General features: G+C 63.0%; 14 protein-coding genes. 6 read left to right on the forward strand and 8 right to left on the reverse strand.

What is annotated here, in order from left to right:
- The first annotated feature begins 90 nt into the window (after positions 1 to 90).
- Genes HMPREF3036_RS05035 through HMPREF3036_RS05045 form a run of 3 tightly spaced genes read left to right on the forward strand, consistent with a single transcriptional unit; the run spans position 91 to position 3,597 of the window.
- Positions 91 to 420 (forward strand): ATP-dependent Clp protease adaptor ClpS, encoded by a 330-nt coding sequence (locus HMPREF3036_RS05035; protein ID WP_005435621.1) that lies wholly within the window; start codon positions 91 to 93, stop codon positions 418 to 420.
- A 16-nt stretch (positions 421 to 436) separates the two neighbouring features.
- Positions 437 to 3,088: an AAA family ATPase gene (locus HMPREF3036_RS05040; RefSeq protein WP_062332135.1), complete on the forward strand. Its 2,652-nt coding sequence runs from the start codon at positions 437 to 439 to the stop codon at positions 3,086 to 3,088.
- On the forward strand, positions 3,088 to 3,597 hold the full coding sequence (locus HMPREF3036_RS05045) for a DUF2199 domain-containing protein (protein WP_062332138.1): 510 nt from the start codon (positions 3,088 to 3,090) through the stop codon (positions 3,595 to 3,597). The genes HMPREF3036_RS05040 and HMPREF3036_RS05045 overlap by 1 nt, the downstream gene beginning before the upstream one ends.
- Positions 3,598 to 3,663: 66 nt before the next feature.
- On the opposite strand, the gene dut is transcribed toward HMPREF3036_RS05045, so the two are convergent.
- From dut to HMPREF3036_RS05075, 6 genes are all read right to left on the reverse strand, one after another.
- Positions 3,664 to 4,110 (reverse strand): dUTP diphosphatase, encoded by a 447-nt coding sequence (gene dut, locus HMPREF3036_RS05050; RefSeq protein WP_005435627.1) that lies wholly within the window; start codon positions 4,108 to 4,110, stop codon positions 3,664 to 3,666.
- Entirely contained in the window at positions 4,100 to 5,320 is a 1,221-nt protein-coding gene (gene coaBC / locus HMPREF3036_RS05055; protein ID WP_062332350.1) for a bifunctional phosphopantothenoylcysteine decarboxylase/phosphopantothenate--cysteine ligase CoaBC, read from the reverse strand. Before coaBC ends, dut begins: the two co-directional genes overlap by 11 nt.
- Positions 5,321 to 5,407: 87 nt before the next feature.
- A complete protein-coding gene (locus tag HMPREF3036_RS05060) occupies positions 5,408 to 7,444 on the reverse strand; it encodes a cation:proton antiporter domain-containing protein (protein ID WP_062332140.1) in 2,037 nt (678 codons plus the stop codon).
- Between the two features lie 208 nt (positions 7,445 to 7,652).
- The gene (gene lspA / locus HMPREF3036_RS05065; protein ID WP_005435632.1) at positions 7,653 to 8,147 is read right to left on the reverse strand and encodes a signal peptidase II; all 495 of its coding nucleotides are present in this window, start codon (positions 8,145 to 8,147) and stop codon (positions 7,653 to 7,655) included.
- A 23-nt stretch (positions 8,148 to 8,170) separates the two neighbouring features.
- Positions 8,171 to 11,038, reverse strand: a complete 2,868-nt coding sequence (gene ileS / locus HMPREF3036_RS05070; protein ID WP_062332143.1) for an isoleucine--tRNA ligase — start codon at positions 11,036 to 11,038, stop codon at positions 8,171 to 8,173.
- A 40-nt stretch (positions 11,039 to 11,078) separates the two neighbouring features.
- Positions 11,079 to 12,059: a bifunctional riboflavin kinase/FAD synthetase gene (locus tag HMPREF3036_RS05075; protein WP_062332146.1), complete on the reverse strand. Its 981-nt coding sequence runs from the start codon at positions 12,057 to 12,059 to the stop codon at positions 11,079 to 11,081.
- Between the two features lie 105 nt (positions 12,060 to 12,164).
- Here HMPREF3036_RS05075 and purN point away from each other — a divergent pair, with 105 nt between their 5' ends.
- Both purN and HMPREF3036_RS05085 read left to right on the forward strand, forming a co-directional pair.
- On the forward strand, positions 12,165 to 12,815 hold the full coding sequence (gene purN / locus HMPREF3036_RS05080; protein ID WP_062332148.1) for a phosphoribosylglycinamide formyltransferase: 651 nt from the start codon (positions 12,165 to 12,167) through the stop codon (positions 12,813 to 12,815).
- A 117-nt stretch (positions 12,816 to 12,932) separates the two neighbouring features.
- Complete coding sequence (locus HMPREF3036_RS05085) at positions 12,933 to 14,405, forward strand: RsmB/NOP family class I SAM-dependent RNA methyltransferase (protein WP_005435644.1); 1,473 nt, start codon at positions 12,933 to 12,935, stop codon at positions 14,403 to 14,405.
- Between the two features lie 174 nt (positions 14,406 to 14,579).
- On the opposite strand, the gene rpmG is transcribed toward HMPREF3036_RS05085, so the two are convergent.
- Positions 14,580 to 14,747, reverse strand: a complete 168-nt coding sequence (gene rpmG, locus HMPREF3036_RS05090; protein WP_005435645.1) for a 50S ribosomal protein L33 — start codon at positions 14,745 to 14,747, stop codon at positions 14,580 to 14,582.
- Positions 14,748 to 14,763: 16 nt separating this feature from the next.
- Positions 14,764 to 14,997 (reverse strand): 50S ribosomal protein L28, encoded by a 234-nt coding sequence (gene rpmB, locus HMPREF3036_RS05095; RefSeq protein WP_005435646.1) that lies wholly within the window; start codon positions 14,995 to 14,997, stop codon positions 14,764 to 14,766.
- A gap of 386 nt (positions 14,998 to 15,383) precedes the next feature.
- On the opposite strand from rpmB, the gene ispH reads away from it, so the two are divergent.
- On the forward strand, positions 15,384 to 16,325 hold the full coding sequence (gene ispH / locus HMPREF3036_RS05100; protein ID WP_005435647.1) for a 4-hydroxy-3-methylbut-2-enyl diphosphate reductase: 942 nt from the start codon (positions 15,384 to 15,386) through the stop codon (positions 16,323 to 16,325).
- Positions 16,326 to 16,388 lie beyond the last annotated feature (63 nt).

Genomic DNA, 16,388 nt, shown 5'->3' on the forward strand with positions numbered 1-16,388 from the left:
CCCCTGAAAGAGCTGTCTGACGGTCAAAGTGAATACTCTGTCTTCAGACAGGGGAGCTTCAACGGATCACACGACACTGGGAAGGCAGCTATGACTGTGGATTCTTCCTGCGGCACGGCCGCGGAAAAGGAAAGGGGCGAGGAAAGGTCGCCCGATCGCTGGATGGTGGTTTTTCTGAACGACGACTACACGCCCTTTGACTGGGTGATCGACGTACTCATCCGAATTTTCGAGCGCACGCCGGTCGACGCCATGACGGTCACGCGAAGCGTGCATCAGCAGGGCAGGGGCATCGCAGGCGTCTATCCGCGCGTCAAGGCCCTTCGCCTTGTCGCCAAATGCATGAGCGAGGCCCGCAGAGACGGCTATCCCTTCACCTGCATTGCCGTGCCCGCCGAGGGCGGCGGCCTTTCCCTCTGACTGTCCGGAGCTGCTTATGACGGAATATCGTTTTCAGGACGCCGTGGAGGAGATCGTCAGATCCACGCTCTTCTGCGCGCAGGAAGCCAGCGACGACTGGGTTCCGCTTCTTTTCCTTGCCTTCCTGTGCAGGCATCAGGCGACGCTGGACGCGCTCTCGCAGGCCGGGTTTGATGTCGAGCGCTTTGAGCAGGCCAATCAGGCGTGGCTCTCCAAGGCTGAAGACGTCTGTCGCAAGGTGGAGTCGTGCGAGGCCATGACGCTTGCGGACCTGCCGGAATTCGATGCAATCGAGGATGCCGGCGTCGTTTCGTGGCTTGCCAATGCAGGCATCCACGTGATGAGCGCGGGGCGCCGCGATCGCGTCGTCGACGTCTATGACATTCTCATCGCCATCAAGACGGTGATGTCGGCAGGGTCCGTCATTTCCCAGGCTTGGGATCAGGCGGGGGTTACGCTTGCCGAGCTTCGCAGGCGTGATGCCGTGCTTCACGGTCCTCAGGGCTTCTATACGCTGACGCCGCCTGCGACCACAGGCTTCATGGCGGATTTTCTCGATGACTTCTTGTTTGGAGGTCCCGACGAGGAGGCCAGGAATGAAGAGGTGGAAGAGGGGGAAGAAGGAGAGGGCGCAGCGACGGCCGGGACGGAGTCTTGGGGCGAGGTCGTTGCCGACGGACGCGGCGGGAAGGTCGTGCGCATCAATCTCCATGACGGTGACGAGGTTCCGGAGGCTTTTAAGAAGATGATCTTCCGTCTAGCCGACCGGGTTGCCGGGAGCGATTCTGGAGACGAGCCTGAGAATCAGGCTGAGGCGGTGGAGACGGACAAGCCCCGGGCGAAGGGCCTGAGCCGAGAGGAAAAGTACCTGCAGGGGTGCACGCGCGATTTGAGCGCGGCAGCGGCAGGAGGGGAGCTTGATCCTCTCATCGGACGCGACGCCGAGGTGCTACGCATCTGCGAAATCCTCTGTTGCAGGCGCAAGAACAAGCCGCTGATCCTCGGTGAGACGGGCGCGGGCAAGACGGCGCTGGTCGAAGGGCTTGCGCTTCGCATCCATGAGGGCCGCGTGCCTGCGGCACTCAGGGGGCTCCGCATCTTTGCGCTCAACGCCTCCTCCATGTCGAGCCGCTACAAGGGCGCATTCGCCGAAAAGCTTTCGGAAATCGTCTCCGTCATCAAGAAGGTGCCGGGAGCCGTGCTCTTCATCGACAACCTGCATATGCTGATCAACGGCACCGACGGCAACTCGCAGGAGGAGTACAACGCGCTCGGTCATCTGGCGGGCGACGATTCGCTGCGCCTCATCACGACGTCCACTTTCCGCGCCTGGCGCCAGACCTTCAGCAAGGACGATCTGCTCACGCGTCGTCTGCAGACGGTGGAGCTCGCGCCTGTCTCCAGAGATGAGGCTCTGCGCATCGTGACGGGCGTGCTTCCGAAGTTCGAGCAGTACCACGGCGTGCATTACGCGCCCGAGGTTGCAGAAAGGGCCGTGGCGCTGGCCGATCGCTGGATTACGGACAGGCCCTTCCCCGACAAGGCGCTCGATCTGGTGGATGAGCTTGGCGGCGCAGCCCGCATGAACAGGGAGGCGGGGAATGAGACGCCCATCGAGGTCGGCGTGCAGAAGCTCCCCGAGCTCGTCGCGCGCATGGCCCGCATTCCGGCCGAGCAGATTTCCGAGAGCGAGCACGGTGAGCTCGCCGCGCTCGACAAGGTCATTCGAAGTGCTGTGTTCGGTCAGGACGAGGCGATCGACAGAATCGTTTCGGCGATCCGCGTCTCCCGTTCGGGGCTCGGCAGTCCCGAGCGTCCCGTGGGCTCCTTCCTCTTCACGGGGCCGACGGGCGTCGGCAAGACCGAGGTGGCCCGCAGGCTTGCGGGAGCGCTCGGCGTACAGCTTCTTCGTTTCGACATGTCCGAGTACGCGGAATCGCATACGATCAGCCGTCTCATCGGCTCGCCTCCAGGCTATGTCGGACACGGCGAGGGCGGGCTTCTCACCGAGCAGGTGACGAAGCATCCCTACAGCGTCGTGCTGCTCGATGAAATGGAAAAGGCGCACCCGTCGCTCTTCAACCTGATGCTACAGGTCATGGACCACGGCAAGCTCACCGACGCCTCCGGCCGCGAGGCGGATTTCCGAAACGTGGTGCTCATCATGACCAGCAATGTGGGCGCCCGAGAGATGGAGCGCAACACCATCGGGTTCGGCGGAAGCAGGACGGGAGATGACGGCGCGGCCATCAGGATGGCCTTCACGCCCGAGTTCCGCAATCGACTCGACGCCGTGGTGCGCTTCGCGCCGCTTTCGGTGGATTCCATTGCGTCCGTCGTGGACAAATTCCTTGCCGAGCTTTCCGATCAGCTCAGAGCCAGAGGTGTCGAGCCCGTCTATTCGGCGGACTTCCGCGCCTGGCTGGCCAGAAACGGTTACGACCCGCACATGGGGGCGCGTCCGATGCGCCGCCTGATTGCCGACAAGGTCCGCCGTCCGCTGGCCGAAGAGCTGCTGTTCGGCCGCCTGGCGGGTGGTGGAAAGGTCGTCTTCGACATCCGAACCGATGCGGGCGGTGAGGAAGTGGTGTTTGAAATCCCTGCCGCCGACTACAATGACCAGAAGCCGTCCCGTTTGTCGGAGGACGGTCCTGAAGGAGAAGCCTGATGACTGAAATCAACGAGCTCTGCCGCGACATTCAGATGAAGCTTCCGGACGAGATCTGGATGCTGGATTCGCTCGAGCGCTACCGCCGCGGCGCCGTCCATACCGATGACTTTGCCAGAATGGACGGCCGCACCTATCTTTTCGGCGTGGTTGAGGTTCCCCTCGCCTACGAAGACGATGCGAGCTTCACATGGGGTTGCTGGATTGAGGTCGACCGTTCTCTGCACGACGCATATCTCGAGGCTTTCCAGAGTCCTGCCGCCGACCGCCTGACGGGCGATGGGAGGCTTGCCAACGACATCCCGGGGTATGAGGATGCTGCAGGCGCCCGCGTTGAAGTGATGTTCTCGTCCGAACGCCGCCCTGTCTTCGTCGTGGACGCGAGCAACTCTCTCGGGCGGGACCAGAGGAGCGGTCTTTCGCTTGAGGATCATCAGGCGCTCGACGACATCCTTTTCGGCGACGATGAGGATGAGGACGACGAACAGGACTGGAACGAGCGCGACTGACGTTTGTTTGAGATCACTGAAATGAAACAGGCTTCCGTGTGGAAGCCTGTTTCATTTGGAGAGAGGTCAGCCCCTGCCCGTGGATCCGAAGCCGCCTTCGCCGCGTTCGCTTTCGTCGAACTCATCGACCACGCGGAAGTCCGCCTGCATGACGGGCACGATCATGAGCTGAGCGAGGCGTTCGAAGGGTTCGAGCGTGAAGGGTGCCTGACCGCGGTTCCAGGTCGAGATCATCAGCTCGCCCTGATAGTCGCTGTCGATGAGACCAACGAGATTGCCGAGCACGATGCCTTTTTTGTGACCGAGCCCCGAGCGTGGGAGGATCAGGGCGGCATAGCCGGGATCTCCGATGTGGATGGCGAGGCCTGTGCGCACCAGCACGGTTTCACCGGGATTGATGACGAGAGGCTCGTCAAGAAGGGCACGGAGGTCGAGGCCTGCGCTGCCGGGCGTGGCGTAGGCGGGCATGCGTTCGCGCATGCGTTCGTCGAGGATTTTGACGTCAATCTGCATGGTTCTGAATGAGTGAGGTTTGAGAATTGAGCATGGAGGCGATGCGGCTGACGATTTTCAGTGCAACCTCCCGCTTGGAGGCAGGCCCGAAGGCTTCGGCGCTCTCTGGCGTTACAAGGAGCACGCAGTTGTCGGGGCTTCCGATGGCTGTGCGTGCAAGGTTGCCCACGATCAGGTCCGCGTGTTTTGAGATGCACTTGCCTCTGGCATAGGCCTCGAGGTTTTCAGCCTCGGCAGCAAAGCCGACCTTGAGCTTTACGTCGCTGCGCGTCCCGACAGTTCTGAGAATGTCGGGGTTTTCTTCAAAGCGAAGCTCAGGGGGGCGGCCGTCCGTTTTCTTCATTTTTCCGCTGACGGCGGTGGCGATGCGCCAGTCGGCCACGGCGGCGACGCCGATGAAGACGTCCGCGCCGTTTGCCTTGAGGGCTTCTTCGACGGAGGCGAGCATTTCCGCGGCCGTCGTGACGTCAACACGCTTGACGCCGAAGGGCGTCGGAAGGTGAACGGGACCCGAGACAAGCGTCACGTCGGCGCCCGCATCACGGGAGGCGCGGGCGATTTCGTATCCCTGAAGTCCGGAACTTTTGTTGGTGATGCCCCGAACGTCGTCGATGGGCTCGAAGGTGGGCCCCGCCGTGATGACGACGCGTCTTCCGCTGAGGCTTTTGGGTGCAAGCAGTCCGGGGAGCAGGTCAAGGACTTCCGAAGGCTCAACCATGCGTCCTGCACCGACGTCGCCGCAGGCCTGAAAGCCGCAGGCGGGGCCCGCAAACAGGGCGCCGTCCCTTCGGAGCTGCTCGACGTTGCGCAGATTCGCGGGATTCTCCCACATGAAGCGGTTCATGGCGGGCACGAACAGGACGGGCTGGCGTCTGGCGGCGATCATGGTGGAGACGAGGTCATCTGCGATGCCGTGAGCGGCCTTGGCGATGATGTTCGCCGTAGCGGGCATCACGATGAGGAGGTCGTTCGAGCGGTTGAGCTCGATGTGCGGCATGGAGCCCTGAGGACCCGGCGCCCATTCCGTGAGGGCGACGGGATGGCCCGTCAGCGCCTCGAAAGTGATGGGGCCGACGAAGGCGGCGGCATGCTCCGTCATGGCGACGTGTACGTCGATGCCGGCCTTTTTCAGACCGCGCACGAGTTCGCAGCACTTGTAGGCGGCAATCCCGCCCGTTATGGCCAGCGTGACGCTTCGCAGTGTCGTCATGAGAATCTCCATAAGAAAAGGCGCGGCCTTCACGGATGGTGAAGGCCGCGCCCGTTCATTTTAGCGGAAGCGACAGGGAGCAATCAGTCATTGCTTGCGACGCAGGAAGCTGAAGATGCCGGGACGATCCTTCGTTTCGCCTGCTGCCTTCTCTTCCGTCGGCACGGCGGTTTCGGCTCCCGATCCTTCGGAGAGGGAAACGGATTCGACTGCTTCGGCGGAGGGAGCGGAAGAGGCTTGAAGCTCAATGGAGGCATCGGAGGGTGCTGCGGGCGCAACGCCTGTAGTCTCGGACTGAGGTACGGAGACGGAAGCCTGTTCGGGAGCGGCGGTTTCATCCCTGTCCTTGTCTTCGGTGTTCTCGGTTCGTTCCTCCTCACGGGCCGTCGCCTCGGCGAGCTTCGTGTTGATGATGGTGCCGATGGGAGCGTTTTCGGCGAAGGCGGTGTTCACGTCGACGGAGATCTTTTCGGCGGCGCTTTCATAGCTGCTCACGAAGCGAACGCCGTCGATGCCGGGCACGTCGGTCCAGATGCCGGGATCGGGAGCCACGATCGTGATGGGCGTGTCACCCTTGACAGCTCGGGCGGCTTCGGCGATGCGCAGCGAAGTGGTCGAGTTGTCGAGGATCATCAGCATGCCGGCGTTCTTGAGATGCGCAGCGACCATGGCCTGCGGATCGGCGGGGTTGCAGACGATGACCGTGACGTCGAGCTTGTCGAGTTCGGTGGCGAGGTCATGATCCTGAACGATGGCGACGACGGCCACGCCTGCCTTGTGAAGCTCGGTGGCGAGCGGCGGCAACAGGCGGCTCTTGCCCGTGATGACGATCTGGTTGTGAAGCTTTTCGGCGGTCGTTTCGTTGGAGACGCGTTCGAAGGGTGCTTCACGCAGCGCGGCGGCGCGCGCCCAGGCCCAACGGGAGGTCAGCTCTCTGCCGATGGCGGGGATGAAGCTGAAGACGACGGGGTTGAGTGCGATCGACAGAATGGCGGCGCCCACGATCAGATTGACCGTGTAGTCGGTCGCCAGGCCGAGGCCCTTGGCCTGACCGACGAGAATGAACGAAAATTCGCCGATCTGTGCGAGTGAGGCGGCGACCGTGATGGCCGTGTGCAGCGGGTAGCGCAGCACGTAGACGAGGCCGAAGGCGGCGAGACCCTTGCCGAGCATGATGATGAGCAGCACGGTGAGGACGGAGAGCGGGGCCTCGATGATGATGTGCCAGTCAAAGAGCATGCCCACGCCGACGAAGAAGAGCACGGAGAAGGCGTCCTGGAGCGGGAGCGATTCGGTGGCCGCCCTGTGGGCGAATTTCGACTCGCGCATCACCATGCCTGCGAAGAAGGCGCCGAGGGCGAAGCTCACGTTGAAGATGGCGGAGGCGCCGTAGGCGATGCCAACGGCTGCGGCAAGCACGAAGAGCGTGAAGAGCTCGCGGGAGCCCGTGCGGGCAACCTGAGCCATGATCCACGGGAGGACGCGGCGGCCGACGAGCATCATCACGGCGATGAAGGCGATGACGTTGCCGATCGTGATGGCGATCTGGATCGCAATGTCCTTACCCGTAATGCCTGGCGCGGCGTCGGAGCCGAGAAGGCCGGCGAGCGGCGGCAGAAGCACGAGGATAAGCACGGTGGCGACGTCCTCGACGACGAGCCAGCCGACGGCGATCTGGCCGTCCATGCTCTGCAGGATTCCTCTCACTTCAAGCGCCTTGAGAAGCACGACCGTCGATGCACACGAGAGGCACATGCCGAGCACGAGTGCATCCCCCCAGTGCCAGTCCCAGATGAAGTGCGCGACGAGGCCGCCGAGCAGGGTGGCGATGAACATCTGCAGCACGGCCCCGGGCACGGCGATGCCCTTGACGTTCATCAGGTCTCGAACGGAGAAGTGGAGGCCGACGCCGAACATCAGCAGCATGACGCCGATTTCGGAGAGCTGCTGGGCAAGGGCCGCGTCGGCGAAGACGCCCGGCGTGTACTTGCCCGCAGCAATGCCTGCCAGAAGGTAGCCGACGAGCGGAGGTGCCTTGAAGAGGCGCTCGGCCAGAAAGCCGAAGACGAGCGCCAGACTGAAGGCGATGACGAGTGTTGAAATGAGGGGAAGGGAGTGTTCCATAGGAGGCGTTGACGCGTGTACGGGTGGCGGGGCAGGAACGGGATATTCAATCCGTGTGATTGTACTTTGAGCGCCGTTTCAATGGGGGTGAAAAAGCTGAAAAAACTTGTGCGGGATGCGTTTTCGGGAGGTGAAAGGTAAAAGGAAAGGGACTGGAATCCGTTTGGTTTCCAGTCCCTCATTGAGGAGCGGTGATGCCCGAAATGACTTATCTGCGTCCGCTTCTCAGTTCGTCGATGATCAGGAAGAAGGCGCCGCCGCAGATGGCGACGTCCGCGACGTTGAAGGCGGGCCAGTGCCAGCCCTGCCAGTAGAAGTCGAGAAAGTCGACGACGTAGCCGTAGACGGTGCGGTCAATCATGTTCCCGAGCGCACCTGCCGCGATGAGCGTGAGCGAGAGGCTCAGCAGCTTGCGGTGGCTGTTGCGCACGAGAAGCACGATCATCGCGACGATGACGGCGGCGGCGAGGGCCGCGAACGCCCAGCGCTGCCAGCCGCCCGCATCGGCCAGGAACGAAAAGGCCGCGCCCGTGTTGTGCGCCAGGACCAGATTGAATCCCGTGCACACGGGCAGGACCTCGCCGAGCGAGAAGTTCTGCTCGAACCAGATCTTCGTCGCCTGATCAATGCCGAGGACGAAGAGTCCGAGGCAGAGCCAGGCGGCGAACTTCGCGGGGGTCGGGCGGGCGGAGGCGTCCGTCATGAGGGCTTCCTCAGGCCGCCGCATCAGGCGAAGAGGCGCTTTTCACCGGCGCCGAAGAGGTTGGATGCGCAGCGCGGGCAGAGCGTCGGATGCTCGGCATCGCTGCCGATGCCGGCGACGTAGTGCCAGCAGCGCTCGCACTTGCCTTCCTTCGAAGCGGAGACGGCGAAGTGCGTCTCCTCGTCGGCGGACTTCACGAGTTCGACGGCGGAGACGATCATCACGAAGCGGAGCTCGTCGCCGAGGGACGCCAGAGCGTCGTAGACGGCGGGAGCGGCCTCGATGCGGACGACGGCCTGAAGCGAGGAGCCGATCTGGCCTTCGCCGCGGAGCTCTTCGATCTTCTTCTGAAGGTCGGCGCGTACCGTGCGGACGGCGTCCCACTTGGCGAGGAGGGCCTCGGCGCCGGCCACTTCGGGCAGCGGTTCGAAGCGTTCCGTGAAGATCGTTTCGCTTTCGTTGGGCGAGAAGACCTTGAAGGCCTCCTCGGCCGTGAAGGAGAGGACCGGAGCCATCAGGCGCAGGAGCGTCTTCGTGATGTACCAGAGGGCCGTCTGAGCGGAGCGGCGGGCCTCGGAGCCGGGAGCCGTCGTGTAGAGACGGTCCTTGAGCACGTCGAGGTAGAAGCTGCCGAGGTCGGCGGACGCGAACGTCTGGAGCATCGAGACGACGTTGTGGAAGCGGAATTCGCCGTACTCGGCGAGGACTTCCTTCTGGAACCTTTCTGTATAGGCGAGGGCCCAGCGGTCGAGCTCGAGCAGGTTCTCGACAGGCACGAGATCCTTCGAAGCATCGAAGTCGGACGTGTTGGCGAGCAGGAAGCGCAGCGTGTTGCGCACGCGGCGGTAGCTTTCGACGACGCGCTTGAGAATCGTCTGGCCGAGGCGGAGCTCGCCCGAGTAGTCGGTGGAGGCGACCCAGAGACGGAGGATTTCAGCGCCGAACTTCTCGCTGACTTCCTGCGGACGAACGACGTTGCCCTTGGACTTGGACATCTTCTCGCCCTTTTCGTCCACGACGAAGCCGTGGGTGAGAAGCATCTTGTACGGCGCGCGGCCGTCGATCATCGTGCCCGTGAGGAGCGAGGAGTGGAACCAGCCGCGGTGCTGGTCGGAGCCCTCCAGGTAGAGGTCGGCCGGCCAGGCGAGTTCGTCGGCATGGCTGCCGCGCATCACGGTGTAGTGCGTGACGCCGGAGTCGAACCACACGTCGAGAATGTCGGTGGAGCGGACGTAGTTGGCGGCCTCGTCGGCAGTGAGGAAGTCCTCGGGTTTGGCGGTGGCCCAGGATTCGATGCCCTTTTCCTCGACCATCTTCGCGACCTCTTCCATGATCTCAAGGGTGCGCGGGTGCAGCTCGCCCGTTTCCTTGTGCATGAAGAAGGGGAGCGGAACGCCCCAGTTGCGCTGACGGGAGATGCACCAGTCGGGACGGTTCTCGATCATCGCGTAGAGGCGGTTGATACCCCAGGTCGGGAAGAACTTCGTGGCCTTGACGCATTCGAGGGCGGCATCGCGAAGGGATCTTTCGCTCGCCTCTGTGTCGAGCACGCCGCGCGTGTCGGCGTTCGGAGCGTCCATGCGGACGAACCACTGGTTCGTGGCGCGGTAGACGAGCGGGGTCTTGTGGCGCCAGCAGTGCATGTAGCTGTGCACGATCGAGCCGTGGGAGAGCAGGTTGCCTGCAACGGCGATCGTCTCGCAGATCTTGTCGGCCGCAGCCCAGATGTTGAGGCCGCCGAAGAGCGGAAGCGACTCGGAGTAGGTGCCGTCGCCCATCACGGGGGTGAGGACCTGGTCGTTCGTCATGCCGTGCTTCTTGCAGGAGATGAAGTCGTCCACGCCGTAGGCGGGAGCGGAGTGCACGATGCCCGTACCGGCCGTCGCGTCGACGTAGTCGGCGAGATAGACGGGCGAGAAGCGGCGGAAGCCCTCGTGGACGTGCCAGAGAGGATGACGGAAGCGCACGAGCTCGAACTTGTCGCCCATGGCGGTAGCGATCTTCTCGCCCTTCATGCCGTAGCGCTCAAGCGCGGCTTCGGCGAGGCCCGTGCCGAGGATGAGAAGGCGGTCGCCCACGTCGTAGAGCCCGTATTCGAGCTCGGGGTTCATGTTCAGGGCCTGGTTGGCGGGAATCGTCCAGGGCGTCGTCGTCCAGATGACGTTGAAGCAGGGCTTTTCAAGGCTGTGGCCGAAGATTTCCTCGACGCGTGCGCGGTCCTCGTCGGCGAGCTCGAAGGCGACGTCGATCGTGTGGCTCTTCTTGTCCTTGTACTCGACTTCGGCTTCGGCCAGGGCGGACTGGCAGTCGAAGCACCAGTTCACGGGCTTGAGGCCGCGGTAGACATAGCCCTTTTTCACGACGGCGGCAAGGGCGCGGATTTCCTCGGCCTCGTTCTTGAACTTCATCGTGCGGTAGGGGTTGTCCCAGTCGCCGAGAACGCCGAGGCGCTTGAAGTCGGCTAGCTGGAGCTTGCTCTGCTCGAGGGCGTAGGCACGGGCAAGGCTCTGCATCTTGTCGACGGGGAGGTTCTTGCCGTGCATCTTCTCGATCTGCACTTCGATCGGCATGCCGTGGCAGTCCCAGCCCGGAACGTACGGGGCCTGGAAGCCCTCAAGGGTCTTTTCCTTGAGGATCATGTCCTTGAGGATCTTGTTGACGGCGTGACCGACGTGGATGTTGCCGTTGGCGTAGGGAGGACCGTCATGAAGGATGAACTTCTTGGCGTCGCGGCGGGCGTCGATGATGCGTTCGTAGATGTGCTTTTCGTCCCACTCCCTGATCCATTCCGGTTCGCGCTTGGGCAGGTTGCCGCGCATCGGGAACGGGGTGTCGGGAAGGTTGAGCGGGTATTTCTTGGTGTCGGCGGCCGATCCGGCTTCTTTTGCCATGGTCAGTACTCCTGGCCCCCTCGGGCTCTTCAGGTAAGGGTTAAGGATTCATGCCTTGAAGGGGGACGTCCGCCTGAGGACGGACGCACCCGAGAATCCGACGGGCATGATCGGCGTCGGACTCGATGGCGGCCTTGAGCTCGTCAAGACCGGAAAACTTCTTCTCTCCCCTCAGGCGTTCGACGAACTCGACCTTGATGATGCGGCCGTAGGCGCTGCCGCTCCAGTCAAAGACGTGCGTCTCGAGAAGCCAGCACCCGTCGGTTGCGACCGTGGGCTTGATACCGATCGAGGCGACGCCGTTCTGAACGGCCTGTCCGAGTCCGTGGATGCGGACGGCGAAGACGCCCGTGACGGCGGGACGGGAGTGGCTGCCCGGCGGAATCGGCGCCATGTTGAGCGTGGGGAAGCCCAGCGTGCGGCCGAGCGCGGCGCCGTGGATGACGCGGCCCGTCATGCTGTAGGGACGACCGAGCATCAGGGCGGCCTCGTAGAGGTCGCCTGCGGCGAGGGCCTCGCGGATGCGCGAGGAGCTCACGCGGGCCTCCTTGTGATAGAAGGTCGGGGAGACGTAGAGCTCGTAGGGCAGTGTGCGGGAGAGCTCTTCAAGAAGCTCGACGCTGCCCGCGCGGTCGCCGCCGAAGCGGAAATCCTTGCCGACGCTCATCCAGCAGGCGTCGAGTCCCTTGAGAAGGACGTCGCGCACGAACGTCTCGGCCGGCATGCAGGCCAGACGCGAGTTGAATGGCAGTATGTAGATGCGCTCGATGCCGGTTCCAAGGATGGCGTTCACCTTGTCGTAGAGCGTGGAGATGCGCGCGACTTCGCCGCCACGGCCGAAGAAGTCCTTCGGATGGGGCTCGAAGGTGACGACGGAGGGAACGAGTCCGCGCGCCTGCGCGGCTTCCTTCACGTATTCGAGAAGCGCCTGATGACCGAGGTGGACGCCGTCGAAGTTGCCGATGGCGACCGCCGACGGACGGCGCTGGAGCGGAGAAGGCAGACCGCGGAAAATGTGCATGACTTGAACGGCCTTTTGCTGGATTGGGGAAAGTTCCGATTATACGGAAAATTTCTTCTGCCCCGCCCGAAGTGTGCACGGTCTTTGGTTTAGAATGACGCCACTATGCAGAACATCGTAATTCTTATCTCCGGCCGCGGCAGCAACTTCGAGGCGATCCTTCGAACGAGCCGCGAGGAAAACTGGGAGTCCGCCTGCAATGCACGCATTGCGGCGGTGATCTCCAACCGCCCTCAGGCGGCTGGTCTTGACATCGCGCGCGCTGCGGGCATCGAGGCCGTGGCCATGGACCACAAGGCCTACGACTCCCGCGAGGCATTCGAGGCCGAACTCGCCGACATCATCAGCCGCTATGATCCGGCCGTGATCGTTCTGGCGGGCTTCATGCGCGTTCTGACGGAGGGCTTTGTCTCTAGGTTCGAGGGGAAGATCCTCAACATCCATCCCGCCTTGTTGCCGCTTTTCCCCGGCCTCAATACGCACCAGCGCGCCATCGATGCGGGTTGCCGCGTGCACGGCTCGACCGTTCACTTCGTGACGGCCGTGCTTGACGGCGGTTCGATCATCGGCCAGGCCGTCGTGCCCGTTCTGCCGTCCGACGATGCCGATGCGCTTGCGCACCGCAGCCTCGTCTACGAGCACCAGCTGTATCCGAAGTGCGTCCGCGCCATTCTCGAAGGCCGCGTCCGCTGTGAGGACGGCCGCACCGTCTGCAACGACGAGACCGCCCGCTCGCTCACGATCTTCGGCTGCTGACCGTTTTTTGACAACACCGCGCCGGCGGACGGTCCGTTCGCCGGCCTCATGGAGGAAGCGCAGGCCCCGCAGGGGTTCGGGTCGCTTCCTTTTTGCTTTAACTACCGCTGAATACATATGGCTGAAACCAAGTTCCCGAAGCGTCGCGCGTTTGCGATGCAGAAGCCCCGCAAGACCGAGCGCACTGAGTCGCCCCGCCGCACGGAGCGCCAGCGCGCCGCCGACAAGCGCCGCCGCGAGGAGGCCCGCGCCATGGGCGGCTACGCGAAGGGCCCGAAGACGCCCGAAAAGCGCATGACTGCGCTCCAGCCGGGCCAAGTCCGCATCACGGGCCTGATCGTCGACGAGCTCACCCGAGCGCTCGGCGTCATCCTGAAGCTTGACGGTCCCGCCGACGTGCTGATGAAGCTCTTCTTCCGTAGCAACCCGCGTCTGGGCATGCGCGACCGAGGCATTATCGCCGAGGGCATCTACTATGCGCTTCGCCATCTCGGCACGCTCTCCTGGGCTATGCATCCCGTGCCTCCCGCCCGTGCGCCCCGCCTTGTCGCTCTCGCGACGCTTGCACGCCAACACGGCATCGAGTCCCTCCCGCCCGCTTCCATCGGCCGCGAGGAAGGCCCCCTCAAGAACGTGCTCGCCGCAGACTTCTCGAAGGCGCCCCCCCACATTCAGGCCGAACTGCCCGAGTGGATCTACAGTCTCCTCGAAGCCCAGTACGATGACACGAAGGAGCTCTATGCCTCGATGCTCGAGGGCGCTCCGCTCGATCTGCGCGTCAATCTCCTGAAGGCCAGCCGTGAGGAGGTTCTTCAGGAGCTCGCCGCCAACGGCGTCGAGGCCTATCCGACGCCCTTCAGCCCCGACGGCGTTCGTCTGCCGACGAAGCCCGGACTCACCCAGTGGCCGATCTACAAGGAAGGCAAGGTGGACGTTCAGGACGAGGGTTCCCAGCTCATCGCCCGCCTGCTCACCCCGCGCCGCCGTGAAATGATCTGCGACTTTTGCGCGGGGGCGGGCGGCAAGACGCTCGCCATCGGCGCCCTGATGCGCTCGACGGGCAGCCTCTATGCCTTTGACGTCAACGAAAAGCGCCTTGCGGGCCTTACGCCCCGCATGCGCAGAGCGGGTCTCTCCAACGTGCATCCGATCGCGATCCGCAGCGAGCGAGACGAACGCATCCGCCGCCTGCAGGGCAAGTTCGACCGAGTGCTCATCGACGCGCCGTGCACGGGCACCGGCACCTTCCGTCGAAACCCCGACCTGAAGTGGCGTCTCGCCCCGTCCGAACTTGATCGCATCAACAAGATCCAGAAGGATGTGCTCGAGCACGCCTCGCGTCTCGTGAAGAAGGGCGGCCGCATGGTCTACGCCACCTGCTCGATGCTCAGGCGCGAAAACCAGGAGGTCGTCGAGGCCTTCCTCGAAGCGCATCCCGAATGGCATCTCGTGCCCGCGGCCGACGTATTCGCGCAGCAGGGCATTCAGTTCGACGCCTCCCAGTGGGAGCGCTTCGGCAGCTACTTCCAGATGCTCCCGCATGTCAACAGCACCGACGGCTTCTTCGCCGCCGTACTCCAGCGTGACTGACGCGGACTGACGGACCGCCCGTAACGGTTTGCACGCCGCTACCCTAAAAATGACGCTGCCCCAGACTTCTCCTGAAGTCGGGGGCAGCGGTCGGAGACTTTTCCTGTCCTCGGACAAGCAAAAAGCCCGGCCGATATGAATTGCCGAGCTTTTTCGCCGAATCGAATGCTCAGATTACTTGAGCTTCGTTTCCTTGTAGATCACATGCTTGCGAGCCACCGGGTCGAACTTGGAGATTTCCATCTTGCCGGAAGAGGTCTTCTTGTTCTTCGTGGTGGTGTAAAAATGACCGGTACCGGCCGTGGATTCAAGCTTGATCTTTTCGCGAGCGCCTTTCGCCATGGTGAAACTCCCTTAATTAGATTTCGCCGCGGGCGCGGAGGTCCGCCAGAACCGCATCAATACCAATCTTATCAACCGTACGAAGGCCAGCCGTCGTCAAACGCAGACGAACCCAACGGTTTTCGCTTTCAACCCAGAAACGGCGGTACTGCAGATTGGGCATAAAACGACGCTTGGTCTTGTTGTTCGCGTGCGAGACGTGATGGCCGACCATCGGCGCCTTACCGGTGACTTGACACACTCGTGCCATCTCTAACTCCAGTGAAATGAAAATAAAACATCTCGCAGGCCAGTCCCTCTCGGGCAGCCACGCGAGCGCATAAAAGAGAAATTATACGCCTCCTCATGTTCGCATGCCACCTGTCTCTGCAGTGCATGACACCGCATGGCAGGCTGACGCCCCACTGTGTCAGTACAGGGAGTCGGCAGTGCGCAGATTTGAGCGTGGAGCGCATTCTACCCGTTTTTTTTGATGCGTGTGCGGATTTTCCCAAAAAACTTTAGACTTAATGGAAAAATTTTCGTCCGCACGCGTGCCTGCGACCTCTTAGGAGGGACTGCGGCAGGCATATGCGCTCCGTCAGGCAGCGTCTGCGGCCTCCGACAAGCAAAGTCAGTCACGAGGAAATGACAGTCATGAAGGTTCTCCTTGCCCAGCCGCGCGGTTTCTGCGCGGGCGTCACGCGCGCCATCGCGATCGTTGAGCGTGCGCTTGCCATCTACGGCGCGCCCATCTATGTCAGGCACGAGATCGTGCACAACCGCACGGTCGTCAACAGTCTGCGTGAGCGCGGCGCAGTCTTCGTCGACAATCTTGCCGAGGTGCCCGAGGGTGCGACGGTCGTCTTCTCGGCCCACGGCGTGCCGAGGGCGGTGTCTGAAGAGGCGGAGCGCCGGGGCTTCCGCGTTTTCGACGCCACCTGTCCGCTTGTCACCAAGGTGCATCGCGAGGTTGCCCGCATGCGCGCCGAAGGACGCACCGTGCTGATGATCGGTCACGCCGGTCACCCCGAGGTCGAGGGCACGATGGGCCAGGTCGACGGCGGCATCGAGCTTGTCGAGAACACCGCCGACGTAGCAGCGCTGCCCTACACGAACGATGACTCGCTTGCCTATGTCACCCAGACGACGATCAGCGCCGATGACAGTCAGGCCGTGATCGACGCGCTCAGGCACCGCTTCCCCTTCATTCAGGAACCCAAGCGCCAGGACATCTGCTATGCCACGACGAATCGCCAGGAGGCCGTCAAGCTTCTCGCCCGCTCGGGCGTCGACATCGTGCTCGTGATCGGCTCCGCCACAAGCTCCAACTCCAATCGTCTGCGCGAAGTGGCCGAACGCGAGGGGGCCCGCGCCTATCTGATCGACACGGCCGAGCACATCGATCCCAAGTGGTTCGAGGGCGTTGCATGCGTGGGCATCACGGCGGGTGCCTCCGCCCCTGAATCCCTCGTCCAGGGCGTGCTTCGTTATCTTGAGGCCAACCTCAACGCCGAGCATGCCGTGGCGCTCGAAGGCGTCGAGGAGAACGTCGTCTTTCCGCTTCCCAAGGGACTTCGCGAGGAGGATGCCGACTGAGCCCCGCAAGGTAAAGTCGCATTCCGTTCTTGCGCTCGGGCATGGGCGGGAGACGGCGCACGC

This window comes from Sutterella sp. KLE1602 (assembly GCF_001578585.1).
Taxonomy (GTDB): Bacteria; Pseudomonadota; Gammaproteobacteria; order Burkholderiales; family Burkholderiaceae_F; genus Sutterella; species Sutterella wadsworthensis_A.